This is a genomic window from Enterobacter sp. CPE_E1241 (genome assembly GCF_045618265.1).
Taxonomy (GTDB): Bacteria; Pseudomonadota; Gammaproteobacteria; order Enterobacterales; family Enterobacteriaceae; genus Enterobacter; species Enterobacter adelaidei.
The window spans coordinates 4,751,920-4,776,577 of record NZ_JBIWYV010000001.1 but is presented as its reverse complement, the minus strand read 5'-3'; the positions used below and the strand labels follow the sequence as shown (position 1 = coordinate 4,776,577).

Genomic DNA, 24,658 nt, shown 5'->3' with positions numbered 1-24,658 from the left:
TCAGCAAACGAATAAATGTGGGTAATTTACGAAATTTAATTCGCTTCGCGTCAGATAAGTGATGCTTATGGGAATGTGACGGAGATCGCGAGATTTTCCCCTCTCAGATGAGAGGGGAAAGGTCATTAATGCCAGCAGAAGTGATGCACAACCTGAGTAATCAGTTCGCGGGTTGGCTTGATAAAGCGAGTTTCCAGATACTCATCCGGCTGGTGGGCCTGGTTGATGGAGCCAGGGCCAAGGACCAGCGTCGGGCAGAGCGTTTGAATAAACGGCGCTTCGGTGCAGTAGTTCACCACATCGGTTTTCTCGCCAAGCAGTTTTTCCACCACGTCGACCAACTGGTGATCCGGCGGGCACTCATAGCCCGGAATTGGCGGATGAAGATCGGAAACCGTCAGACGACCAGGCCAGCGTTCACTCACCGGTGCCAAAGCTTCTGTCAGTAATCCGTTCAGATCGCTCAGCGTCATACCCGGCAGCGGGCGGATATCCATGTGCAGCTCGCAACAGGCGCAGATACGGTTGGAGGCATCGCCGCCGTGAAGGCTGCCGAGGTTCAGCGTCGGATAAGGAACGGTGAACGAATCATGGTGATAGCGCTCTTTCAGGGAATCACGCAGCTGCATGATGTGGCCGATGGCATCGTGCATCAGCTCAATGGCATTCACGCCGCGCGCCGGGTCGCTGGAGTGGCCGGACTGGCCCAGCACGCGCACTGCCGTCGAGATATGGCCTTTGTGCGCGCGAATCGGTTGCAGAGACGTTGGCTCGCCGATGATCGCGCAATCCGGGCGAATCGACGTGTTTTCAGAGAAGTAGCGAGCGCCCGCCATGCTGGTTTCTTCATCGGCGGTCGCCAGAATGTAGAGCGGTTTCTTCAGTTTCGTCACGTCGACGTCACGCAGCGCGTCGAGGATAAAGGCGAAGAATCCTTTCATGTCGGCGGTGCCCAGACCGTAGAGCTTGTTGTCATGTTCGGTCAGGGTGAACGGATCGCGCGTCCAGCGGCCGTCGTCAAACGGTACGGTGTCAGTATGACCGGCCAGCAGCAGGCCGCCCGCACCGGTTCCGGTGCTGGCGAGCAGGTTAAATTTGTGGCGGGTTCCGGGGACGGGCTGAACCTCAACGTTAAACCCAAGATCGCTAAACCAACCCGCCAGCAGATTGATTAAAGACTCATTGCTCTGATCCAGCGCTTCTTCGGTTGCACTGATGGACGGTGTGGCAATCAGGGCGCGGTAGATCTCGATAAATGGCGGTAAGTTCATTTTCATTGTTGACACACCTTAGGTCGTGATAGTATCAATATTCATGCAATAAATGTGAATAAAAATACATTAACGTTGAGCATAAAGGAACCCGATGTTGAATACGCTGATTGTAGGCGCTAGCGGTTATGCGGGCGCAGAGCTTGTAAGCTACGTGAATCGCCATCCACATATGACCATAACCGCTTTGACCGTGTCAGCGCAAAGCAATGATGCAGGAAAGTTAATTTCTGATTTGCATCCGCAACTTAAGGGCATTGTTGATCTGCCGTTGCAGCCAATGTCTGACATCAGTGAGTTCACCGAAGGCTTCGACGTGGTGTTTTTGGCCACTGCGCACGAAGTCAGCCACGACCTGGCACCGCAATTTCTGGCGGCCGGTTGTGTGGTGTTCGACCTCTCTGGCGCGTTCCGTGTTAACGATGGCGCGTTCTATGAAAAATATTACGGTTTTACCCATCAGCACCCGGATCTGCTTGAAAAAGCGGTGTACGGCCTGGCGGAGTGGAGCGCAGACAAACTGAAAGAAGCGGATCTGATTGCTGTCCCGGGCTGCTATCCAACGGCGGCGCAGCTTTCTCTTAAGCCTTTGATCGACGCGGGCCTGCTGGATCTGAACCAGTGGCCGGTGATCAACGCCACCAGCGGCGTGAGCGGTGCAGGGCGCAAGGCCGCTATCTCCAACAGCTTCTGCGAAGTGAGCCTTCAGCCGTATGGCGTGTTTAATCACCGTCATCACCCTGAAATTACTACCCATCTGGGCGCGGAGGTTATTTTCACCCCGCACCTGGGCAGCTTCCCGCGTGGGATCCTCGAAACTATTACCTGCCGCCTGAAACCGGGCGTAACCAAAGAACAGGTGAACGAGGTCTTCACTCAGGCATACGCGGATAAACCGCTGGTGCGTTTGTACGATAAAGGCGTGCCGGCGCTGAAAAACGTGGTCGGTCTGCCGTTCTGCGATATCGGCTTTGCCGTGCAGGGCGAACACCTGATTGTGGTCGCCGCAGAAGATAACTTACTCAAAGGCGCTGCCGCTCAGGCAATGCAGTGCGCAAATATTCGTTTCGGCTTCCCTGAAACGCAGGCTCTTATTTAAGGTGTGATGATGAACCCATTAATTATCAAACTCGGTGGTGTACTGCTGGACAGCGAAGAAGCGCTGGAGCGTCTTTTTACCGCGCTGGTTAACTATCGCGAATCACACCAACGTCCGCTGGTGATTGTTCACGGTGGCGGCTGCGTGGTGGATGAGCTGATGAAAGGGCTCAATCTGCCGGTGAAAAAGAAAAATGGTCTGCGCGTTACGCCTGCCGATCAGATTGACATCATCACCGGTGCGCTGGCGGGGACGGCGAACAAAACGCTACTGGCATGGGCGAAGAAACACCATATTGCTTCCGTTGGCCTCTACCTGGGCGATGGCGATAGCGTAAAAGTGACTCAGCTCGACGAAGAACTCGGTCATGTTGGACTGGCGCAGCCAGGTTCGCCTAAGCTGATTAACACGCTGCTGGACGGTGGTTTCCTGCCGGTGGTCAGTTCTATCGGTGTCACCGAAGAGGGCGAGCTGATGAACGTGAACGCGGACCAGGCGGCAACGGCACTGGCGGCAACGCTGGGCGCAGACCTGATCCTGCTCTCTGATGTGAGCGGTATTCTGGACGGCAAAGGTCAGCGCATTGCGGAAATGACGGCGGCGAAAGCCGAGCAGCTGATTGCGCAGGGCATTATTACCGACGGTATGATCGTCAAAGTGAACGCTGCACTGGATGCCGCGCGCACGCTCGGTCGCCCGGTAGATATCGCCTCCTGGCGTCACGCGGAGCAACTCCCGGCGCTGTTTAACGGCACGCCGATTGGCACGCGTATTTTAGCGTAAGTTTTTATTGAATGACCGTAGGCCGGGTAAGCGTAGCGCCACCCGGCGGAACTAACGAATAAAGGAACGATGTTATGGCACTTTGGGGTGGGCGTTTTACACAGGCAGCGGATCAGCGGTTCAAACAGTTCAACGACTCTTTGCGCTTCGACTACCGCCTGGCCGAACAGGATATTGTCGGCTCTGTGGCCTGGTCCAAAGCGCTGGTGACAGTTGGCGTACTGACCGCAGAGGAACAGCAGCAGCTGGAAGAGGCACTGAATAATCTGCTGGAGGAAGTGCGCCTGAACCCGGAGCAAATCCTCCAGAGCGACGCCGAAGACATTCACAGCTGGGTAGAAGGCAAACTGATCGATAAAGTCGGTCAGTTGGGTAAGAAGCTGCACACTGGCCGTAGCCGTAACGACCAGGTCGCAACCGATCTGAAGCTGTGGTGTAAAGATACCGTTGGCGAACTGCTGGCCGCTAACCGTCAACTGCAGAGTGCGCTGGTGGAAACCGCTCAGAATAACCAGGACGCGGTCATGCCGGGTTACACCCATCTGCAGCGTGCGCAGCCAGTGACGTTTGCGCACTGGTGCCTGGCCTATGTCGAGATGTTGGCGCGTGATGAAAGCCGTCTGCAGGATACTCTGAAACGTCTGGACGTGAGTCCGCTGGGTAGCGGCGCGCTGGCCGGTACGGCGTATGAAATTGACCGTGAACAGCTGGCAGGCTGGTTGGGCTTTGCCTCTGCCACCCGTAACAGCCTGGACAGCGTGTCTGACCGTGACCACGTGCTGGAACTGCTCTCAAATGCTTCTATCGGCATGGTTCACCTGTCGCGTTTCGCAGAAGACCTGATCTTCTTCAACTCCGGTGAGGCCGGGTTTGTCGAGTTGTCTGACCGTGTGACTTCAGGTTCTTCCCTGATGCCGCAGAAGAAAAACCCGGATGCGCTGGAGCTTATCCGCGGCAAGTGTGGCCGCGTCCAGGGCGCGCTGACCGGCATGATGATGACCCTGAAAGGGCTGCCGCTGGCGTATAACAAAGATATGCAGGAAGACAAAGAAGGGCTGTTCGACGCGCTCGACACCTGGCTGGACTGTCTGCATATGGGCGCACTGGTGCTGGATGGTATTCAGGTGAAACGCCCGCGTTGCCAGGAAGCGGCGCAGCAGGGGTATGCAAACTCCACTGAGCTGGCGGATTACCTCGTTGCGAAAGGCGTACCGTTCCGTGAAGCGCACCATATTGTGGGCGAAGCGGTAGTGGAAGCGATTCGCCAGGGTAAACCGCTGGAAGATCTGGCGCTTGCCGAGCTGCAGAAGTTCAGCGCGGTTATCGGGGATGATGTTTATCCGATTCTGGCATTACAGTCTTGCCTGGATAAGCGTGCGGCGAAAGGCGGCGTGTCACCTAAGCAGGTCGCGCAGGCGATTGCGGATGCGAAAAACCGCTTAGTTTAAACTGTGCGGGCGGGTGCCCTCACCCCGGCCCTCTCCCACGGGGAGTGGGAGAAAAACGGAGCCTGGCTTAACGCCAGGCTTTTTTACGCAAAAAAAAAGCGGACCACGGGGTCCGCAAAAGTTCACGTTGGCTTTAGTTGTTCGAGTTTTGAGAGAAACTCGCTGACGGAGCGGGGTCGTTTTGGGTCAAACACGTGCCGCCTCGTCTATGTGGTGTATTATTCAACAGAATGCTTGATAGGGATAATCGTTCGTTGCTATGCTATCTATCGCCATGAACTATCGTGGCGACGGAGGATGAATAATGAATATTCGTGATCTTGAATACCTGGTAGCGTTAGCCGAGCACCGTCATTTTCGCCGCGCGGCAGATTCCTGCCACGTCAGCCAGCCTACACTGAGCGGTCAGATCCGCAAGCTGGAGGATGAACTGGGTGTGATGCTGCTGGAGCGCACCAGTCGTAAGGTACTGTTCACCCAGGCAGGTCTTTTGCTGGTTGATCAGGCGCGCACCGTGCTGCGCGAGGTCAAAGTGCTCAAGGAAATGGCAAGCCAGCAGGGGGAAACGATGTCAGGCCCACTGCATATTGGCCTGATCCCAACCGTTGGCCCGTACCTGTTACCGCACATCATTCCGATGCTGCACCAGACGTTCCCGAAACTTGAAATGTACCTGCATGAAGCGCAGACCCATCAGCTGCTGGCGCAGTTAGATAGCGGTAAGCTCGACTGTGCCATTCTGGCGCTGGTCAAAGAGAGCGAAGCCTTTATTGAGGTGCCGCTGTTTGATGAGCCGATGATGCTGGCGATCTATCAAGATCACCCGTGGGCGAACCGCGATCGCGTGCCGATGGCCGATCTGGCCGGCGAGAAGCTGCTGATGCTGGAAGATGGCCACTGCCTGCGCGATCAGGCGATGGGTTTTTGCTTTGAAGCGGGTGCTGATGAAGATACCCATTTCCGCGCAACCAGCCTGGAAACGCTGCGTAATATGGTGGCTGCGGGAAGTGGTATTACACTGCTGCCTGCGCTGGCCGTACCTCGTGAACGCACGCGAGATGGCGTGGTGTACCTGCCGTGCATTAAGCCAGAGCCGCGCCGTACGATTGGCCTGGTATATCGCCCGGGTTCGCCGCTGCGCAGCCGCTATGAGCAGCTGGCAGAGGCCATCCGGAGTTCAATGGATGGCCATTTTGACAGCGCGTTAAAACAGGCGGTTCAGACCGTTTAGTGCCGCTACCCGATAGGCTTCTGCCATGGTCGGGTAGTTAAAGGTGGTGTTAACGAAGTACTCGATGGTGTTACCACCCCCTTTTTGCTCCATTATCGCCTGGCCGATATGAATGATTTCCGCCGCGCGTTCACCAAAGCAGTGAATACCGAGGATCTCTTTCGTCTCGCGATGGAACAGAATCTTCAGCGTTCCCACACTCATACCTACGATTTGCGCGCGCGCCAGATGTTTAAACTGCGCACGACCCACCTCGTAAGGCACTTTCATAGCCGTCAGTTGCTGTTCGGTTTTCCCGACTGAGCTAATTTCCGGGATGGTGTAAATCCCTGTCGGAATATCTTCAATCAGATGCGCCGTTGCTTCGCCTTTCACCAGCGCCTGAGCCGCAATGCGTCCCTGGTCGTAGGCTGCTGACGCGAGACTTGGATAGCCAATAACATCCCCGACTGCATAAACGTGCGGCAGGGCGGTCTGGTACATACTGTTGACCTTCAACTGACCACGGCTGTCGGTTTCCAGACCAATGTTTTCCAGCGCCAGTGAATCGGTGTTACCGGTACGGCCGTTGGCATACAGCAGGCAGTCGGCTTTCAGCTTCTTGCCAGATTTCAGGTGCATGATCACACCGTCATCGCAGCCTTCGATTTTCTCGTACTCTTCGTTGTGGCGAATGACGACACCGCTGTTCCAGAAGTGATACGAGAGGGAATCCGACATCTCCTGGTCGAGGAAGGCCAGCAGGCGATCGCGGGTGTTGATCAGGTCAACTTTGACCTCCATGCCCCGGAAGATCGACGCATATTCGCAGCCAATCACCCCAGCGCCATAGATAATCACGTGGCGTGGTTCGTGGTGCAGGCTGAGGATGGAGTCACTGTCGTAGATGCGTGGGTGCGAGAAATCTACATCGGCCGGGTGGTACGGGCGTGAGCCGCAGGCAATAACGAATTTTTCAGCGGTGATGGTTTCAACCGAACCGTCGTGGCATTCGAGCGCCAGGGTGTGCTCATCAACAAAATGCGCGTTACCCTGCAAAATTTCACAGTGGTTACGCTCATAAAACCCCTGACGCATACGTGTCTGCTGGTTAATGACGGTATCCGCGTGATTCAGGATGTCGGCAAAGGATGAACGAAGAAGTCGGGAGTGGTCGCTGTAGAGAGGGTTCTGGTTAAATTCGATAATGCGGCTAACGGCGTGGCGGAGGGCTTTCGAAGGGATGGTGCCCCAGTGGGTGCAACCGCCGCCAACATTATGGTAGCGCTCAATGACCGCTACTCGGGCTCCCTGTTTCACCAGACCCATAGCAGCACCTTCGCCGCCGGGGCCGGAACCAATAACTATTGCGTCGTAATCGTAGGAATGTGGCATGGCAAGGCTTACCTGTTCTTATACATAAAAGCAACAGAATCATAACATCATTGCCAGAGTAACCCAATTATCGTTGTGCTTTTTTCGGGCAGTGAAGCACAAACCGCGCGTAAACAATCATTCACAAAGCCAGGCAAACAGATTAATTTTATTCTCTGGTATAGTGCCATCAGGCCTTTGGAAGGATTCAACTATCGTGATGGGCGTAAGAGCACAACAAAAAGAGAAAACCCGGCGTTCGCTGGTGGAAGCCGCATTCAGTCAACTGAGTGCCGAGCGTAGTTTTGCCAGTTTGAGCCTGCGTGAAGTTGCGCGCGAGGCCGGGATTGCGCCAACGTCCTTCTATCGTCACTTCCGTGATGTGGATGAACTGGGTCTGACCATGGTCGACGAAAGTGGTCTGATGCTGCGCCAGCTCATGCGCCAGGCGCGTCAGCGTATCGCAAAAGGCGGCAGCGTGATCCGCACCTCCGTGTCGACCTTTATGGAATTTATTGGCAATAACCCCAACGCGTTTCGTCTGCTTCTGCGCGAGCGTTCCGGAACCTCTGCGGCGTTTCGTGCTGCCGTCGCGCGTGAAATTCAGCATTTCATCGCGGAACTTGCCGACTATCTTGAACTCGAAAACCATATGCCGCGTGCGTTTACTGAAGCACAGGCTGAGGCGATGGTGACGATTGTTTTCAGCGCGGGTGCCGAAGCGCTGGATATCAGCATTGAACAACGCAAGCAGCTCGAAGAGCGACTGGTATTACAGCTTCGCATGATTTCTAAAGGTGCGTACTACTGGTATCGCCGTGAACAAGAGAAACTGGCACATCAAACCGAAGAGTGAAGGTGAGTAATGAAACAGTCAGGTCAGGATAAAGGGACGCTGTTGCTGGCATTGATCGCTGGCTTATCCATTAATGGTACGTTTGCCGCTATTTTTAGCTCAATCGTACCTTTTTCGATTTTCCCGCTAATTGCACTGGTGCTGACGGTTTACTGTCTGCATCAACGTTACCTGAACCGCACTATGCCGGTCGGGTTACCGGGGTTGGCTGCCGCCTGCTTTATTCTGGGTGTGTTGCTGTATAGCACTGTGGTGCGTGCCGAGTATCCGGATATCGGCTCTAACTTCTTCCCTGCGGTACTGTCTGTGGCGCTGGTGTTCTGGATTGGCTCGCGCATGCGTAGCTGTAAGAGCCAGTTACCAGAGTAATGAATTATTTGTAGGGCAGGTGAGCGAAGCGCCACCTGCCAAAAACGCCAGATAATTACTTCGCCGTGAGCAGTACACCACACTCCATATGGTGCGTATACGGGAACTGATCGAACAGCGCCAGACGTTCAACCTTGTGCGTCTGGCTGAATGTTTCGAGGTTCTTGCATAGCGTCTCCGGATTACAGGAGATGTACAAAATACGCGGGTACGCCTGCACCATCTTCTCGGTTTCGCTGTCCAGGCCACTGCGCGGCGGATCGACAAAAATCGTCTCACACTGGTAGCTCTTCAGATCAATGCCCTGCAGGCGATTAAACTCGCGTACGCCGTTCATGGCCTGCGTGAACTCTTCTGCGGCCATACGAATGATCTGCACGTTGTCGATATGATTAGCCGCGATGTTGTACTGTGCCGCAGCAACCGATGGTTTTGCGATTTCTGTGGCCAGCACGCGCTCGAAGTTACGCGCCAGCGCCAGCGAGAAGTTGCCGTTACCGCAGTACAGCTCAAGCAGATCGCCCGTCGATCCTTCCGTCGCCTTCAGCGCCCACTCAAGCATCTGCACGTTCATCGCGGCGTTCGGCTGGGTGAAGCTGTTCTCTACCTGACGATACACCATCTCTTTACCCGCCACCGGCAGACGCTCGTCGATGTAATCCTGATCCAGCATGATTTTGGTTTTGGTAGCACGGCCAATCAGATGAACATTGATGTTCAGCGCGCGCAGCGCATCGCGCAGGGCTTCTGCCTGCTCGCGCCACTCGTCATTCAGCGCTTTGTGATACAGCAGAGAGACAATCGCCTGGTTACTTTGGGTAGTCAGGTAGTCAATCTGGAACAGCTTATTGCGCAGCACTGGGTTGGTGCGCACACCGTCCATAATGAGGGTCATTAGCTGGTTAATCAGCTCGCTCGCCGCCGGAAAACTGTCTACGCGGATACGGGATTTTGTCTGCTGATCAAAAATGATGTGGTACAGGTCGTCACCGTCGTGCCAGATGCGGAACTCGGCGCGCATGCGGTAGTGGCTGACAGGAGAGCGGAACACCTCGGGAACGGGCGCGTTGAAAGGCGTCATCATACTTTGCAGGCGGACAACTTTCTCTGCCAGCTGCGCGTCGTACTGTTCTGTCGGGAGGTGTTCTGGGGTCATGATGCGTCCTGAGTGATAAAGAATTACGCGGGGATTGTAGGCATTGTTCAGGGGATGTCCAGATTTAATGGCTAATAGCTATCTGGACATCTATACGTGTCTAATTGTAGCATTCTGTTTCCGGTCTCCTGAGAGTGAAAAGGGAATCCAGTGTAAATCTGGAGCTGACGCGCAGCGGTAAAGACTGGCGGGATGAGCGTTGTAGACACTGTGAAAATGGGAAGTCTTCATCCTTCTAAAGCCACCTAGCCCGAAGACCTGCCGGGATCACGTCGCATTTGGTTTCATCATCGCGTGCTATAGATGAATCCTGCGGCATCCTTCTTATATTGTGGATGCTTTAACAATGATTAAAAAAGTATCGCTGCTGACGGCGTTGTCCGTCACGGCATTTTCGGGCTGGGCGCAGGATAGCGCAGACTCGTTGGTGGTGACTGCAAACCGTTTTGAACAACCGGCAAAAACCGTTCTGGCTCCGACATCTGTTGTGACGCGTGAAGATATTGAACGCTGGCAGGCAAAGAGTGTGGTGGAAATCATGTCACGTCTGCCTGGCGTGGATATCGCGCAAAGCGGTGGAATGGGCTCGAACTCTTCGACATTTATTCGCGGAACGGAATCTCGCCATGTGCTGGTGCTGATTGACGGTATTCCTTTGAATAACGCCGGGATCAGCAACGTACCTGACCTGAGCCAGATCCCGACTTCCCTGATTCAGCGTATTGAATACATTCGTGGCCCACGTTCGGCTCTGTATGGTTCCGACGCGATTGGCGGTGTGATCAACATCATTACCGGACGCGATAAACCGGGTGCGGAAATTTCTGCAGGTGTGGGGTCTAAGGGTTACCAAACCTATGATGGCTCTTTCCAGCAGGTTCTTGATAAAACCAGGATCACCATGGCGGGTAACTATACCTATACCCGTGGTTTTGATATTGCAGCCCAGGACGCACCGCGTCAGCCTGACCGCGATGGCTTTATGAGCAAGTCACTGTACGGCTCTGTGGAACAGCAGATTACCGACAGCGTGAGCGGCTTCTTCCGTGGTTTTGGTTATGACAACCGCACGGCGTATGACGGTTACGATCACTATGACGCCAACTTTATGGTGGATGGGCGACCGGATACTCGCCAGCTCTACAGCCAGAACTGGGATACAGGACTACGTTACAACCAGGGGATTTTCCAGTCGCAACTGGTGGCGGGTTACGGTCGCAGTAAAGATCAGAACTATGACCCGAAGAAAGGGCGCTATGCTGATTCCGCAACGATGGATGATGTGAAGCAGTACACCACCCAGTGGCTTAATACTGTTGAAGTCGGTCACGGCAACATTGGTGCAGGACTGGACTGGCAAAAGCAGAAGACGCAGGCCGGAACGGGCTACCTGGATAAAGGTTACGAGCAGCGTAATACCGGCGTGTTCGTTTCAGCGATGCAGCAGTTCAACAGCGTGACGCTGGAAGCGGCGGCGCGTAATGACGACAACTCCAACTTTGGTAACCATGGAACATGGCAAACCAGCGCAGCGTGGGAGTTTGTGGATGGTTATCGCGTGATAGCCTCCTACGGTACCGCATTTAAAGCGCCTACGATGAGTCAGATCCACAGTGCGAACTATGGTAATCCGGACCTTAAACCGGAAGAGAGTAAGCAGTGGGAAGGAGGTTTTGAAGGCCTGACGGGACCGGTTAACTGGCGTATTACAGGTTATCGTAATGATATTGATAATCTGATCAGCAGCGATCCGCATACATACCGTTACTACAACGTTGATGAAGCGCGTATCAAAGGCGTGGAAGCCACGGCGCAGTTTGACACTGGCCCGGTAGGCCATCAGATTTCTTACGATTATGTTGACCCACGTAATGCGAAAACCAACGAAGTCCTGGCTCGCCGCTCTAAGCAGCAGGTTAAGTATCAGCTTGACTGGCAGGTCTGGGATCTCGACTGGAATCTGGCGTACCGTTATCTGGGAACTCGCTACGACGTTGCGATCGATCCGAATACCTATGCGTCAGAACGTGTGAAAATGGGTGGCGTAAGTTTGTGGGATATCGCAGTTTCATATCCTGTCACCTCTCACCTCACAGTTCGTGGTAAAATAGCCAATCTGTTCGATAAAGATTACGAGACAGTTTATGGCTATCAAACTGCAGGACGGGAATACACCTTGTCTGGCAGCTACACCTTCTGATCCGCGTCCCACTGTACTGGTGTTTGATTCCGGCGTTGGTGGGCTTTCGGTCTATGATGAGATTCGGCATCTCCTGCCGAATCTCCATTACATCTACGCTTTTGATAACGTCGCTTTTCCGTACGGGGAAAAAAGCGAAGAGTTTATTGTTGAGCGTGTGGTTGAAATTGTTACCGCGGTACAAAAGCGTTACCCCCTTGCGCTGGCGGTCATCGCCTGCAATACGGCGAGTACGGTTTCCCTTCCTGCCTTGCGTGAAAAATTCCAGTTCCCGGTTGTGGGCGTCGTTCCTGCAATAAAGCCAGCCGCGCGTCTGACGGCGAACGGTATCGTTGGTTTGCTGGCAACACGTGGCACCGTGAAGCGTCCTTATACGCGTGAACTGATCGACCGCTTTGCTAATGAATGCCAGATAGCAATGCTCGGATCGGCGGAGCTTGTCGAAATGGCTGAAGCGAAGTTGCATGGACACGCTGTTTCGCTGGAAGAGCTGCGCCGCATTTTGCGCCCGTGGTTGCGGATGCCGGAGCCGCCAGACACCGTTGTTCTGGGATGTACCCATTTCCCTCTTTTACAGGAAGAGCTTCTGGCTGTTCTGCCAGAGGGGACTCGTCTGGTGGATTCCGGTGCGGCCATTGCGCGTCGTACTGCCTGGCTGTTGGAACATGAAGCGCCAGATGCAAAATCTACCGATGCAAATATCGCTTTTTGTATGGCGATCACAAAAGAAACTGAACAACTTTTGCCCGTTTTACATCGTTACGGCTTTGAAACGCTCGAAAAACTGGCGTTGTAGCACGGTTTTGAGCAAAAAAGAGGCGGTTGAAAGTTTTTTTCAAAAGAGGGGTTGTCAACGTCTGAGAACTCCCTATAATGCGCCTCCACTGACACGGAACAACGGCTTACAAGCCGCCGGGTTAGCGGGGTTCAGAGATGAACACCAACAGAGAAAAGTGAAAATAATCGCTTGACTCTGAATGAGGAAAACGTAATATACGGGACCTCGCAACGGTGAGCTGAAAGCCGCGTTGCAACTGCTCTTTAACAATTTATCAGACAATCTGTGTGGGCACTCAAAGTGACATGGATTCTTAACGTCCTCGGACGAAAAATGAATACCAAGTCTCAACGAGTGAACACGTAATTCATTACGAAGTTTAATTCATTGAGCATCAAACTTTTAAATTGAAGAGTTTGATCATGGCTCAGATTGAACGCTGGCGGCAGGCCTAACACATGCAAGTCGAGCGGTAGCACAGAGAGCTTGCTCTCGGGTGACGAGCGGCGGACGGGTGAGTAATGTCTGGGAAACTGCCTGATGGAGGGGGATAACTACTGGAAACGGTAGCTAATACCGCATAACGTCGCAAGACCAAAGAGGGGGACCTTCGGGCCTCTTGCCATCAGATGTGCCCAGATGGGATTAGCTAGTAGGTGGGGTAACGGCTCACCTAGGCGACGATCCCTAGCTGGTCTGAGAGGATGACCAGCCACACTGGAACTGAGACACGGTCCAGACTCCTACGGGAGGCAGCAGTGGGGAATATTGCACAATGGGCGCAAGCCTGATGCAGCCATGCCGCGTGTATGAAGAAGGCCTTCGGGTTGTAAAGTACTTTCAGCGGGGAGGAAGGTGTTGAGGTTAATAACCTCAGCAATTGACGTTACCCGCAGAAGAAGCACCGGCTAACTCCGTGCCAGCAGCCGCGGTAATACGGAGGGTGCAAGCGTTAATCGGAATTACTGGGCGTAAAGCGCACGCAGGCGGTCTGTCAAGTCGGATGTGAAATCCCCGGGCTCAACACGGGAACTGCATTCGAAACTGGCAGGCTAGAGTCTTGTAGAGGGGGGTAGAATTCGGGTGTAGCGGTGAAATGCGTAGAGATCTGGAGGAATACCGGTGGCGAAGGCGGCCCCCGGACAAAGACTGACGCTCAGGTGCGAAAGCGTGGGGAGCAAACAGGATTAGATACCCGGTAGTCCACGCCGTAAACGATGTCGACTTGGAGGTTGTGCCCTTGAGGCGTGGCTTCCGGAGCTAACGCGTTAAGTCGACCGCCCGGGAGTACGGCCGCAAGGTTAAAACTCAAATGAATTGACGGGGGCCCGCACAAGCGGTGGAGCATGTGGTTTAATTCGATGCAACGCGAAGAACCTTACCTACTCTTGACATCCAGAGAACTTAGCAGAGATGCTTTGGTGCCTTCGGGAACTCTGAGACAGGTGCTGCATGGCTGTCGTCAGCTCGTGTTGTGAAATGTTGGGTTAAGTCCCGCAACGAGCGCAACCCTTATCCTTTGTTGCCAGCGGTCCGGCCGGGAACTCAAAGGAGACTGCCAGTGATAAACTGGAGGAAGGTGGGGATGACGTCAAGTCATCATGGCCCTTACGAGTAGGGCTACACACGTGCTACAATGGCGCATACAAAGAGAAGCGACCTCGCGAGAGCAAGCGGACCTCATAAAGTGCGTCGTAGTCCGGATTGAGTCTGCAACTCGACTCCATGAAGTCGGAATCGCTAGTAATCGTAGATCAGAATGCTACGGTGAATACGTTCCCGGGCCTTGTACACACCGCCCGTCACACCATGGGAGTGGGTTGCAAAAGAAGTAGGTAGCTTAACCTTCGGGAGGGCGCTTACCACTTTGTGATTCATGACTGGGGTGAAGTCGTAACAAGGTAACCGTAGGGGAACCTGCGGTTGGATCACCTCCTTACCTTAAAGAACCTGCCTTTGCAGTGCTCACACAGATTGTCTGATGAAAAACAGCAGTAAAAATCTCTGCAGGCTTGTAGCTCAGGTGGTTAGAGCGCACCCCTGATAAGGGTGAGGTCGGTGGTTCAAGTCCACTCAGGCCTACCAAACTCCTTTTAAAGGATGAGCGGTACAGAGATTGCAAACGATGGGGCTATAGCTCAGCTGGGAGAGCGCCTGCTTTGCACGCAGGAGGTCTGCGGTTCGATCCCGCATAGCTCCACCATCCTTTACTGCGAACCCAAGAAAACTTCAGAGTGAACCTGAAAAGGTGCACTGCGAAGTTTTGCTCTTTAAAAATCTGGATCAAGCTGAAAATTGAAACGACACACAGTTAATGTGTGTTCGAGTCTCTCAAATTTTCGCAAGTCGATGGTGAATCGAAAGAAACATCTTCGGGTTGTGAGGTTAAGCGACTAAGCGTACACGGTGGATGCCCTGGCAGTCAGAGGCGATGAAGGACGTGCTAATCTGCGAAAAGCGCCGGCGAGGTGATATGAACCTTTGACCCGGCGATGTCCGAATGGGGAAACCCAGTGCAATTCGTTGCACTATCGTTAACTGAATACATAGGTTAACGAGGCGAACCGGGGGAACTGAAACATCTAAGTACCCCGAGGAAAAGAAATCAACCGAGATTCCCCCAGTAGCGGCGAGCGAACGGGGAGCAGCCCAGAGTCTGAATCAGCTTGTGTGTTAGTGGAACGGTCTGGAAAGTCCGACGGTACAGGGTGATAGTCCCGTACACGAAAATGCACAGGCTGTGAACTCGAAGAGTAGGGCGGGACACGTGGATGTATCCTGTCTGAATATGGGGGGACCATCCTCCAAGGCTAAATACTCCTGACTGACCGATAGTGAACCAGTACCGTGAGGGAAAGGCGAAAAGAACCCCGGCGAGGGGAGTGAAAAAGAACCTGAAACCGTGTACGTACAAGCAGTGGGAGCACCTTCGTGGTGTGACTGCGTACCTTTTTGTATAATGGGTCAGCGACTTATATTCTGTAGCAAGGTTAACCGTATAGGGGAGCCGAAGGGAAACCGAGTCTTAACTGGGCGTTAAGTTGCAGGGTATAGACCCGAAACCCGGTGATCTAGCCATGGGCAGGTTGAAGGTTGGGTAACACTAACTGGAGGACCGAACCGACTAATGTTGAAAAATTAGCGGATGACTTGTGGCTGGGGGTGAAAGGCCAATCAAACCGGGAGATAGCTGGTTCTCCCCGAAAGCTATTTAGGTAGCGCCTCGTGAACTCATCTTCGGGGGTAGAGCACTGTTTCGGCTAGGGGGCCATCCCGGCTTACCAACCCGATGCAAACTACGAATACCGAAGAATGTTATCACGGGAGACACACGGCGGGTGCTAACGTCCGTCGTGAAGAGGGAAACAACCCAGACCGCCAGCTAAGGTCCCAAAGTCATGGTTAAGTGGGAAACGATGTGGGAAGGCACAGACAGCCAGGATGTTGGCTTAGAAGCAGCCATCATTTAAAGAAAGCGTAATAGCTCACTGGTCGAGTCGGCCTGCGCGGAAGATGTAACGGGGCTAAACCATGCACCGAAGCTGCGGCAGCGACACTATGTGTTGTTGGGTAGGGGAGCGTTCTGTAAGCCGTTGAAGGTGTCCTGTGAGGGGTGCTGGAGGTATCAGAAGTGCGAATGCTGACATAAGTAACGATAATGCGGGTGAAAAGCCCGCACGCCGGAAGACCAAGGGTTCCTGTCCAACGTTAATCGGGGCAGGGTGAGTCGACCCCTAAGGCGAGGCCGAAAGGCGTAGTCGATGGGAAACAGGTTAATATTCCTGTACTTGGTGTTACTGCGAAGGGGGGACGGAGAAGGCTATGTTAGCCGGGCGACGGTTGTCCCGGTTTAAGCATGTAGGCGGAGGTTCCAGGTAAATCCGGTACCTTATTAACGCTGAGGTGTGATGACGAGGCACTACGGTGCTGAAGTAACAAATGCCCTGCTTCCAGGAAAAGCCTCTAAGCATCAGGTAACATCAAATCGTACCCCAAACCGACACAGGTGGTCAGGTAGAGAATACCAAGGCGCTTGAGAGAACTCGGGTGAAGGAACTAGGCAAAATGGTGCCGTAACTTCGGGAGAAGGCACGCTGATATGTAGGTGAAGCCCCTGCGGGTGGAGCTGAAATCAGTCGAAGATACCAGCTGGCTGCAACTGTTTATTAAAAACACAGCACTGTGCAAACACGAAAGTGGACGTATACGGTGTGACGCCTGCCCGGTGCCGGAAGGTTAATTGATGGGGTTAGCGGCAACGCGAAGCTCTTGATCGAAGCCCCGGTAAACGGCGGCCGTAACTATAACGGTCCTAAGGTAGCGAAATTCCTTGTCGGGTAAGTTCCGACCTGCACGAATGGCGTAATGATGGCGGGCTGTCTCCACCCGAGACTCAGTGAAATTGAACTCGCTGTGAAGATGCAGTGTACCCGCGGCAAGACGGAAAGACCCCGTGAACCTTTACTATAGCTTGACACTGAACACTGGTCCTTGATGTGTAGGATAGGTGGGAGGCTTTGAAGCGTGGACGCCAGTCTGCGTGGAGCCGCCCTTGAAATACCACCCTTTAATGGCTGGTGTTCTAACGTAGACCCGTAATCCGGGTTGCGGACAGTGTCTGGTGGGTAGTTTGACTGGGGCGGTCTCCTCCCAAAGAGTAACGGAGGAGCACGAAGGTTAGCTAATCTGGTCGGACATCAGGAGGTTAGTGCAATGGCATAAGCTAGCTTGACTGCGAGAGTGACGGCTCGAGCAGGTGCGAAAGCAGGTCATAGTGATCCGGTGGTTCTGAATGGAAGGGCCATCGCTCAACGGATAAAAGGTACTCGGGGATAACAGGCTGATACCGCCCAAGAGTTCATATCGACGGCGGTGTTTGGCACCTCGATGTCGGCTCATCACATCCGGGGCTGAAGTAGGTCCCAAGGGTATGGCTGTTCGCCATTTAAAGTGGTACGCGAGCTGGGTTTAGAACGTCGTGAGACAGTTCGGTCCCTATCTGCCGTGGGCGCTGGAGAATTGAGGGGGGCTGCTCCTAGTACGAGAGGACCGGAGTGGACGCATCACTGGTGTTCGGGTTGTCATGCCAATGGCACTGCCCGGTAGCTAAATGCGGAAGAGATAAGTGCTGAAAGCATCTAAGCACGAAACTTGCCCCGAGATGAGTTCTCCCTGACTCCTTGAGAGTCCTGAAGGAACGTTGAAGACTACGACGTTGATAGGTCGGGTGTGTAAGCGCAGCGATGCGTTGAGCTAACCGATACTAATGAACCGTGAGGCTTAACCTTACAACGCCGAAGCTGTTTCGGCGAAGAGACAGACAATCAAATTTCAGCTCTGATACAGATTTAACAGAATTTGCCTGGCGGCTTTAGCGCGGTGGTCCCACCTGACCCCATGCCGAACTCAGAAGTGAAACGCCGTAGCGCCGATGGTAGTGTGGGGTCTCCCCATGTGAGAGTAGGGAACTGCCAGGGCATCAAATTAAGTAGTAAGCCGGTGCATAAATCCGGTGGTTACAGCAGTCTTCGGTGGAGCGGTAGTTCAGTCGGTTAGAATACCTGCCTGTCACGCAGGGGGTCGCGGGTTCGAGTCCCGTCCGTTCCGCCACTTATTAAGACATTAAGCCTGCCTTATTGGCAGGCTTAATGGCAAAAAACTTTAGGGGCGTAGCTCAGTTGGTAGAGCACCGGTCTCCAAAACCGGGTGTCGCGAGTTCGAGTCTCTCCGCCCCTGCCATATATAATCCTTTGCTCCGGCAAAGGATTTTTTTTGCCTGAAACACTGAAGAAAACTCTCTTCTTAATTTTCAGCCAGCATTCCTGCTGGCTGATGTATCAATCTATTACATTGATTTTTAATAGATCTTTTATCTGTGATTGTTTATCACTGTTTTGCAGCCAAATCGCATACAGCGGCCTGGTAAGCGTTGTGGAATCCAATACAGTGTGAAGCCCGGCTTTAGCATCAGCCCAGCGGACAGGTAACCAGGTGCAACCCTTCAGCAAGGAAAGTTGCTGGCAGGCGATCTCTGCAGAGCTGGTCGTTAACTGCGGAACATCATCAGCTGCAATCAACCCCGTCTCGTTCTGCTGAAAATCAGGCCCCCACTCCAGTCGCAAATAGGTCAAGTCTGCCTTCATCATTGAAGGTTCAGAAGCATAAAGCGCCAGGCCAAACTGACCCACAATCTGGCTGCTAAATTCGTCCATCTTGGGGGCTTCGGTTGTGATCAGAAGATCAAGCTGGCGTTCATGAAGTTGCTTAACCAGCGACTGCCGTTGTGCAATCCTGGCTTCAAATTGCAAATGCCCATGAGAATGATACAGCCGGGTAAGCCATTGACTTAGCATGCATTCCCACAGTGAAGCACTGGCCCCTATTGAAAACTCATTATGCCTGGAAGTATGTGCAACCTCTTTGCGGGCAGCTTGCCAGGTATTCATCAGCGTTTCTGCGTACGGGAGCAGTTTCTCTCCGGCAGGGGTTAAACGTATGTTGTTGCGATGGCGGGTAAAAAGATTCACGCCCAGTTGGTTTTCCAGCTGTCGAATACGAAAACTGACTGCTGACTGCGTCAGGTAAAGGGCTTCAGCTGCTCGCCCAAAGTGGCGCGTTCTGCTCACTTCAAGGAAAGTTTTTAGCAATTCCGTATCCACATCTTTCTCCACAAAATTATTTGTCGTTATGATTTAAATGTTTTGTTTTACACTCTGTCAAGCGTAACTAATACTCCGCGCCATAAATAGCTCGGCCAAAGAATTAGGAGCGTGTAGGATGGCGGAAAGCTTTACGACGACTAATCGTTTTTTCGACAATAAACATTATCCGCGCGGGTTCTCTCGTCACGGCGATTTCACCATCAAAGAAGCTCAACTGCTTGAGCGCCATGGTTATGCCTTTAACGAGCTGGATCTGGGTAAGCGTGAACCTGCAACTGAAGACGAAAAACAGTTTGTTTCTGTTTGCCGTGGCGAGCGTGAGCCGCAGTCTGAAGCGGAACGTGTATGGATCAAGTACATGGCGCGCATTAAACGTCCAAAGCGCTTCCATACGCTGTCTGGCGGTAAGCCACAGATGGAAGGTGCAGAAGACTACACCGAGTCTGACGACTAATAAGAAAGGGGCTACGGCCCCTTTTTTACGCCAGTAACTTTTGCAGGTGCAAAAGCAGACGATCGATTGCACGATAGCTCAACGCTTCCTGCAGATGTTGTCTCTCAATTTCATGACACCTTTCCACATCGGCGATAGTTCGGGCAACTTTTAAGAGGCGCTGCCACGCACGAATTGAGAGCCCAAATCGCGTCAATGTTTCTTCCAGCCAGTTTGCGTCCTCGGCCTTTAGCTTGCAAAACTGCCGAATCTCAGCATTATCCAGACGGGCATTCAGTTTATTTTGACGTATATACTGTCGGGCCTGAGCGGCGATAACCCGCTCGCGAACCTCTACCGTGCTCTCCCCTCTGACGCTACTCTGGCTGAGCAGGCCAGGGGGAGGCAAAGGGATCTCCAGGGATAAATCGAAACGATCCAGAAAAGGGCCAGAGAGTTTCCCCAGATATCGCAGCGTCTGCTCAGGCGTACAGCGATTATGATTACCCTGATAATGTCCTGACGGGCTGGGGTTCATTGCTGCAACCAGCTGGAACTGCGCGGGGTAGCTTATTTTGGCACGTGTACGGGAGATATGAATTTCACCCGATTCGATAGGCTCCCTCAGAGCATCCAGCACTCGCCTTTCAAACTCAGGCAGCTCATCAAGAAACAGAATGCCATTGTGGGCCAGTGAGATCTCTCCCGGCACCGGTATAGTACCTCCCCCTACCATGGCTGTTAGTGAGGCACTGTGGTGCGGAGAGCGGAAGGGGCGACGTCGCCACTGTTTTTGTAACGACACAGAACTCACCAGGCTAAATATCGCAGCGCTTTCAAGTGCCTCATGGTTATTGAGTGGGGGAAGCAGACCATTTAATCTGCTCGCCAGCATCGTTTTCCCTGTACCCGGCGGACCAATCAACAGCAGGTTATGCCCTCCGGCAGCGGTAATCTCCAGTGCCCGTTTCCCCTGCTCCTGACCGATAATCTCGCTGAGATCGTCCAGGCTTTCAGGTAGGAGATCCCCTGTTTCTTCAGGCTCTGCTAACTCATGTCGCCCCTCAAGATATGCACAGACCTCCTGCAAGTGCCCTGCTATCAGGCATCCTTTTTCGGCTATTAGGCTCACCTCGGAACCATTTTCATTGGCAACAATGATTTGTCGACCAGCACGAATGGCTTCCAGTGCACCTGAGATTGCACCAGGAACGCCCCTCAATGCGCCTGTAAGCGCCAGTTCACCGATGAACTCATACGAGCATAGCCTGGACGCATTAAGCTGTTCAGAGGCCGCGAGAAGCGCTATAGCGATAGGTAAATCATATCGACCTCCCTCTTTGGGCAGGTCCGCAGGCGCCAGGTTGATAGTGATCTTCTTTGCGGGGAAGGTATAACCGCTATTGATGATTGCGCTGCGAACCCGATCTCTGGCTTCTTTCACCGTTGTTTCCGGCAAGCCGACGAGCGTTAATCCGGGAAGCCCATTGCTCAGATGGACCTCTACGGAAATCAGCGGTGCTTTGACTCCAATAGCCGCACGCGTATAAACAACTGACAGTGACATAAGCACCTCCTTGAGGGCCGACTATGCCAGTATCTCGATCACACCTTTAGTGTCAGTTCTGTATTTTACGACGCCTGTTCCAGGCTTTTGACGACAAAATGTAACCATTACGTCTTGGCGGAAGCATTCTCGCAGAAAAAGAGCGGTTCGTTTTGATGGCCTGAGTACGCTTGAAATTATGAAAAATATTCACACTCTGTTTTTCTCATATAAAACAATGATTTTTCGGAATATGATTTGTGTGCTAATCAAAATGGTCATAAATAAATCTTGTGTTTGATTTAAAAACTGTGATACCTCTTTAGGTATTCCTTCGAACAAGATGCAAAAAGAACTGAAAATGACAGCCCTTCTACGAGTGATTAGCCTGGTCGTGATTAGCGTGGTGGTGATTATTATCCCACCGTGCGGGGCTGCACTTGGACGAGGAAAGGCTTAGAAATCAAGCCTTAACGAACTAAGACCCCCGCACCGAAAGGTCCGGGGGTTTTTTTATGACTAAAAAACTTAAGCGAGGAGCAGAGAATGAACACTAGCACAAAATTCTGTTTCTCCCGATTTATGACGGGGAACTAACTATGAATGGGGCACAGTGGGTAGTACATGCGTTGCGCGCGCAGGGAGTCGAGACAGTATTCGGTTATCCGGGTGGCGCAATTATGCCGATTTACGATGCATTGTATGACGGCGGCGTGGAACACCTGTTGTGCCGACACGAGCAGGGCGCAGCAATGGCAGCCATTGGTTATGCGCGGGCTACCGGCAAAACTGGGGTTTGCATGGCAACCTCAGGACCGGGTGCAACCAACCTGATCACCGGTCTGGCTGATGCACTGCTCGACTCTGTTCCTGTCGTGGCAATCACTGGTCAGGTCGCTTCTCCCTTTATCGGTACCGATGCCTTCCAGGAAGTGGATGTACTTGGTTTATCGCTGGCTTGCACCAAACACAGTTTCCTCGTCCAGTCTCTGGAAGAGTTGCCGCGTGTGATGGCTGAAGCATTTGCTGTTGCCAGTTCTGGCCGTCCTGGCCCGGTTCTTGTGGATATCCCAAAAGATATCCAGGTGGCTCTCGGCGATCTGGAGCCGCACTTCTCCACCGTTGAAAGCGACGATGTGTTTCCACATGAGGACGTTGCAGAGGCGCGCCAGATACTGGCGCAGGCGAAACAGCCGATGCTGTACGTCGGCGGTGGCGTAGGCATGGCACAGGCCGTTCCAGCCCTGCGCGAATTTATCGCAACAACGCAGATGCCAGCGACCTGCACGCTGAAAGGTCTGGGCGCGGTAGATGCCGACTATCCGTACTACCTCGGCATGCTGGGGATGCACGGCACCAAAGCCGCAAACCTGGCGGTGCAGGAGTGCGATCTGCTCATCGCCGTAGGGGCACGTTTCGATGACCGCGTCACCGGTAAGCTGAACACCTTCGCGCCGAATGCCAAAGTCATCCATATGGATATCGACCCGGCAGAAATGAACAAATTGCGTCAGGCACACGTCGCCCTGCAGGGTGATCTCAACGCATTGTTACCCGCTTTGCAGCAACCGTTAGATATCCACGCATGGCGTCAGCACACCGCCGATATGCGCGCTGAGCATGCCTGGCGTTACGACCACCCCGGTGAGGCCATCTACGCACCGCTGCTGTTGAAACAGTTGTCCGATCGTAAACCCGCAGACAGCGTCGTTACCACCGACGTGGGCCAGCATCAGATGTGGTCAGCCCAGCACATGACCTACACTCGCCCGGAAAATTTCATCACTTCCAGCGGGTTAGGGACGATGGGTTTCGGTCTGCCAGCAGCAGTAGGCGCGCAGGTTGCCCGACCGAACGATACCGTTATCTGTATCTCCGGTGACGGCTCCTTCATGATGAATGTTCAGGAGCTGGGCACCGTGAAGCGTAAGCAGTTGCCGCTGAAAATCGTGTTACTCGATAACCAGCGTTTAGGGATGGTTCGTCAGTGGCAACAGTTGTTCTTCCAGGAGCGTTACAGCGAAACCACCCTGACCGATAACCCCGATTTCCTCACTCTGGCCAGCGCCTTTGGCATCCCTGGCCAGCACATTACCCGTAAAGACCAGGTTGAAGCGGCACTCGACACCATGCTGTCAAGCGAAGGGCCTTACCTGCTTCATGTCTCAATCGACGAGCTTGAGAATGTCTGGCCGTTGGTACCGCCAGGTGCCAGTAACTCACAAATGCTGGAGAAATTATCATGATGCAACATCAGGTCGCCGTGCAGGCTCGCTTCAATCCAGAAACCTTAGAACGCGTTTTGCGTGTGGTCCGTCATCGTGGTTTTCAGATTTGCTCTATGAATATGGAGACGGCCACTGATGCTGAAAATATCAGTATCGAATTAACCGTTGCCAGTCCGCGCCCGGTCGACTTACTGTTTAGTCAGTTATCAAAGCTGGTAGACGTTGCCCATGTAGCCATCTGCCAGAGCACAACCACATCACAACAAATCCGCGCTTAAGCGTGACAGGACGAAAAAATGACGACAAAAAAAGCTGATTACATTTGGTTCAATGGTGAGATGGTTCGCTGGGAGGACGCGAAGGTCCACGTGATGTCCCACGCGCTGCACTACGGTACGTCTGTGTTTGAAGGCATCCGTTGCTACGACTCTCACAAAGGGCCAGTGGTGTTCCGTCATCGTGAACATATGCAGCGTCTGCATGACTCAGCCAAAATTTATCGTTTTCCGGTTTCCCAGAGTGTCGATGAGCTGATGGAAGCCTGCCGCGAGGTGATTCGCAAGAACAACCTGACCAGCGCGTATATTCGTCCGCTGGTGTTTGTGGGTGATGTGGGCATGGGCGTTAACCCACCAGCAGGCTATACCACCGATGTGATCATTGCCGCGTTCCCATGGGGTGCTTACCTGGGAGCGGAAGCCCTGGAGCAGGGGATCGACGCAATGGTCTCTTCCTGGAACCGCGTGGCGCCGAACACCATCCCGACCGCGGCTAAAGCGGGCGGTAACTACCTCTCCTCACTGCTGGTCGGTAGCGAAGCGCGCCGTCACGGTTATCAGGAAGGTATTGCCCTCGACGTGAATGGCTACATCTCAGAAGGTGCGGGCGAAAACTTGTTTGAAGTAAAAGATGGCATTCTGTTCACGCCACCATTTACCTCGTCCGCGCTGCCGGGCATCACCCGTGACGCCATCATCAAGCTGGCGAAAGATCTGGGTATCGAAGTGCGCGAGCAGGTACTGTCCCGCGAATCTCTCTACCTGGCGGATGAAGTCTTTATGTCCGGTACTGCGGCTGAAATTACGCCGGTACGCAGCGTAGACGGTATCCAGGTGGGCGAAGGCCGCTGCGGCCCGGTCACCAAACGTATTCAGCAAGCCTTCTTTGGCCTCTTCACCGGTGAAACAGAAGATAAATACGGCTGGTTGGATCAGGTTAATCACTAAGTATAAATATGGGACGGCA

Annotated in this window: 19 protein-coding genes, 4 tRNA genes, 3 rRNA genes and 1 riboswitch; of the genes, 21 read left to right on the top strand and 5 right to left on the bottom strand. The window is 53.3% G+C overall.

Features of this window, described 5'->3' with window-relative positions; translation table 11 throughout:
* Positions 1 to 125 precede the first annotated feature (125 nt).
* Entirely contained in the window at positions 126 to 1,277 is a 1,152-nt protein-coding gene (argE, locus tag ACJ9Y9_RS23345) for an acetylornithine deacetylase (protein ID WP_028018094.1), read from the bottom strand.
* An 88-nt stretch (positions 1,278 to 1,365) separates the two neighbouring features.
* On the opposite strand from argE, the gene argC reads away from it, so the two are divergent.
* The 4 genes from argC to oxyR all read left to right on the top strand — a co-directional run bounded on the left by argC (position 1,366) and on the right by oxyR (position 5,832).
* Positions 1,366 to 2,370 carry an N-acetyl-gamma-glutamyl-phosphate reductase gene (gene argC / locus ACJ9Y9_RS23340; protein ID WP_028018093.1) on the top strand — a complete coding sequence of 335 codons (1,005 nt, stop codon included), beginning with the start codon at positions 1,366 to 1,368 and terminating at the stop codon, positions 2,368 to 2,370.
* Between the two features lie 6 nt (positions 2,371 to 2,376).
* On the top strand, positions 2,377 to 3,153 hold the full coding sequence (gene argB, locus ACJ9Y9_RS23335) for an acetylglutamate kinase (protein WP_108091191.1): 777 nt from the start codon (positions 2,377 to 2,379) through the stop codon (positions 3,151 to 3,153).
* 74 nt (positions 3,154 to 3,227) lie between these two features.
* Complete coding sequence (gene argH / locus ACJ9Y9_RS23330) at positions 3,228 to 4,601, top strand: argininosuccinate lyase (RefSeq protein WP_028018091.1); 1,374 nt, start codon at positions 3,228 to 3,230, stop codon at positions 4,599 to 4,601.
* A 304-nt stretch (positions 4,602 to 4,905) separates the two neighbouring features.
* Positions 4,906 to 5,832 carry a DNA-binding transcriptional regulator OxyR gene (gene oxyR / locus ACJ9Y9_RS23325; RefSeq protein ID WP_028018090.1) on the top strand — a complete coding sequence of 309 codons (927 nt, stop codon included), beginning with the start codon at positions 4,906 to 4,908 and terminating at the stop codon, positions 5,830 to 5,832.
* Here oxyR and sthA read toward each other — a convergent pair.
* On the bottom strand, positions 5,806 to 7,206 hold the full coding sequence (gene sthA, locus ACJ9Y9_RS23320; protein WP_028018089.1) for a Si-specific NAD(P)(+) transhydrogenase: 1,401 nt from the start codon (positions 7,204 to 7,206) through the stop codon (positions 5,806 to 5,808). The two genes, oxyR and sthA, sit on opposite strands and share 27 nt — an antisense overlap.
* Positions 7,207 to 7,402: 196 nt before the next feature.
* Between sthA and fabR the strand changes: the two genes are divergently transcribed.
* The gene (gene fabR, locus ACJ9Y9_RS23315) at positions 7,403 to 8,041 is read left to right on the top strand and encodes an HTH-type transcriptional repressor FabR (protein ID WP_028018088.1); all 639 of its coding nucleotides are present in this window, start codon (positions 7,403 to 7,405) and stop codon (positions 8,039 to 8,041) included.
* Positions 8,042 to 8,050: 9 nt separating this feature from the next.
* Positions 8,051 to 8,410 carry a YijD family membrane protein gene (locus ACJ9Y9_RS23310; RefSeq protein WP_028018087.1) on the top strand — a complete coding sequence of 120 codons (360 nt, stop codon included), beginning with the start codon at positions 8,051 to 8,053 and terminating at the stop codon, positions 8,408 to 8,410.
* A gap of 55 nt (positions 8,411 to 8,465) precedes the next feature.
* On the opposite strand, the gene trmA is transcribed toward ACJ9Y9_RS23310, so the two are convergent.
* Positions 8,466 to 9,566: a tRNA (uridine(54)-C5)-methyltransferase TrmA gene (trmA, locus tag ACJ9Y9_RS23305; protein ID WP_028021375.1), complete on the bottom strand. Its 1,101-nt coding sequence runs from the start codon at positions 9,564 to 9,566 to the stop codon at positions 8,466 to 8,468.
* A 104-nt stretch (positions 9,567 to 9,670) separates the two neighbouring features.
* Positions 9,671 to 9,847, top strand: a riboswitch (cobalamin riboswitch).
* A 65-nt stretch (positions 9,848 to 9,912) separates the two neighbouring features.
* Between trmA and btuB the strand changes: the two genes are divergently transcribed.
* The 9 genes from btuB (at position 9,913) to ACJ9Y9_RS23260 (ending at position 18,283) form a co-directional block, all read left to right on the top strand.
* Positions 9,913 to 11,766, top strand: a complete 1,854-nt coding sequence (btuB, locus tag ACJ9Y9_RS23300) for a TonB-dependent vitamin B12 receptor BtuB (RefSeq protein ID WP_028018085.1) — start codon at positions 9,913 to 9,915, stop codon at positions 11,764 to 11,766.
* Positions 11,711 to 12,562: a glutamate racemase gene (gene murI / locus ACJ9Y9_RS23295; protein WP_028018084.1), complete on the top strand. Its 852-nt coding sequence runs from the start codon at positions 11,711 to 11,713 to the stop codon at positions 12,560 to 12,562. The genes btuB and murI overlap by 56 nt, the downstream gene beginning before the upstream one ends.
* 386 nt (positions 12,563 to 12,948) lie before the next feature.
* Positions 12,949 to 14,483 (top strand): 16S ribosomal RNA (locus ACJ9Y9_RS23290).
* A 69-nt stretch (positions 14,484 to 14,552) separates the two neighbouring features.
* Positions 14,553 to 14,629, top strand: a tRNA-Ile gene (locus ACJ9Y9_RS23285).
* A gap of 42 nt (positions 14,630 to 14,671) precedes the next feature.
* Positions 14,672 to 14,747: transfer RNA gene (locus ACJ9Y9_RS23280), tRNA-Ala, on the top strand.
* Positions 14,748 to 14,927: 180 nt separating this feature from the next.
* Positions 14,928 to 17,832: ribosomal RNA gene (locus tag ACJ9Y9_RS23275) — 23S ribosomal RNA — on the top strand.
* Positions 17,833 to 17,905: 73 nt separating this feature from the next.
* Positions 17,906 to 18,021: ribosomal RNA gene (gene rrf / locus ACJ9Y9_RS23270) — 5S ribosomal RNA — on the top strand.
* Together the 16S, 23S and 5S rRNA genes with 4 tRNA genes alongside form the textbook arrangement of a ribosomal RNA operon.
* Positions 18,022 to 18,077: 56 nt before the next feature.
* Positions 18,078 to 18,154, top strand: a tRNA-Asp gene (locus ACJ9Y9_RS23265).
* A gap of 53 nt (positions 18,155 to 18,207) precedes the next feature.
* Positions 18,208 to 18,283 (top strand) — tRNA-Trp (locus ACJ9Y9_RS23260).
* 98 nt (positions 18,284 to 18,381) lie between these two features.
* On the opposite strand, the gene hdfR is transcribed toward ACJ9Y9_RS23260, so the two are convergent.
* Positions 18,382 to 19,203, bottom strand: a complete 822-nt coding sequence (gene hdfR, locus ACJ9Y9_RS23255) for an HTH-type transcriptional regulator HdfR (protein WP_028018220.1) — start codon at positions 19,201 to 19,203, stop codon at positions 18,382 to 18,384.
* Between the two features lie 118 nt (positions 19,204 to 19,321).
* On the opposite strand from hdfR, the gene ACJ9Y9_RS23250 reads away from it, so the two are divergent.
* Positions 19,322 to 19,660, top strand: coding sequence for a DUF413 domain-containing protein (locus ACJ9Y9_RS23250; RefSeq protein ID WP_008501577.1), 339 nt, complete (start codon positions 19,322 to 19,324; stop codon positions 19,658 to 19,660).
* Between the two features lie 25 nt (positions 19,661 to 19,685).
* Here the strand turns inward: ACJ9Y9_RS23250 and ACJ9Y9_RS23245 are convergent, their stop codons facing one another.
* Positions 19,686 to 21,206: a YifB family Mg chelatase-like AAA ATPase gene (locus tag ACJ9Y9_RS23245; protein WP_028018219.1), complete on the bottom strand. Its 1,521-nt coding sequence runs from the start codon at positions 21,204 to 21,206 to the stop codon at positions 19,686 to 19,688.
* 340 nt (positions 21,207 to 21,546) lie between these two features.
* Here ACJ9Y9_RS23245 and ilvL point away from each other — a divergent pair, with 340 nt between their 5' ends.
* The 5 genes from ilvL to ilvE all read left to right on the top strand — a co-directional run bounded on the left by ilvL (position 21,547) and on the right by ilvE (position 24,639).
* On the top strand, positions 21,547 to 21,645 hold the full coding sequence (gene ilvL / locus ACJ9Y9_RS23240) for an ilv operon leader peptide (protein WP_001311244.1): 99 nt from the start codon (positions 21,547 to 21,549) through the stop codon (positions 21,643 to 21,645).
* An 86-nt stretch (positions 21,646 to 21,731) separates the two neighbouring features.
* On the top strand, positions 21,732 to 21,782 hold the full coding sequence (gene ilvX / locus ACJ9Y9_RS23235) for a peptide IlvX (protein WP_108091188.1): 51 nt from the start codon (positions 21,732 to 21,734) through the stop codon (positions 21,780 to 21,782).
* 2 nt (positions 21,783 to 21,784) lie between these two features.
* On the top strand, positions 21,785 to 23,431 hold the full coding sequence (gene ilvG / locus ACJ9Y9_RS23230) for an acetolactate synthase 2 catalytic subunit (protein ID WP_028018218.1): 1,647 nt from the start codon (positions 21,785 to 21,787) through the stop codon (positions 23,429 to 23,431).
* The gene (gene ilvM / locus ACJ9Y9_RS23225) at positions 23,428 to 23,691 is read left to right on the top strand and encodes an acetolactate synthase 2 small subunit (RefSeq protein WP_028018217.1); all 264 of its coding nucleotides are present in this window, start codon (positions 23,428 to 23,430) and stop codon (positions 23,689 to 23,691) included. Before ilvG ends, ilvM begins: the two co-directional genes overlap by 4 nt.
* Positions 23,692 to 23,709: 18 nt before the next feature.
* Positions 23,710 to 24,639 carry a branched-chain-amino-acid transaminase gene (gene ilvE, locus ACJ9Y9_RS23220; RefSeq protein ID WP_021242827.1) on the top strand — a complete coding sequence of 310 codons (930 nt, stop codon included), beginning with the start codon at positions 23,710 to 23,712 and terminating at the stop codon, positions 24,637 to 24,639.
* Positions 24,640 to 24,658: the final 19 nt, after the last annotated feature.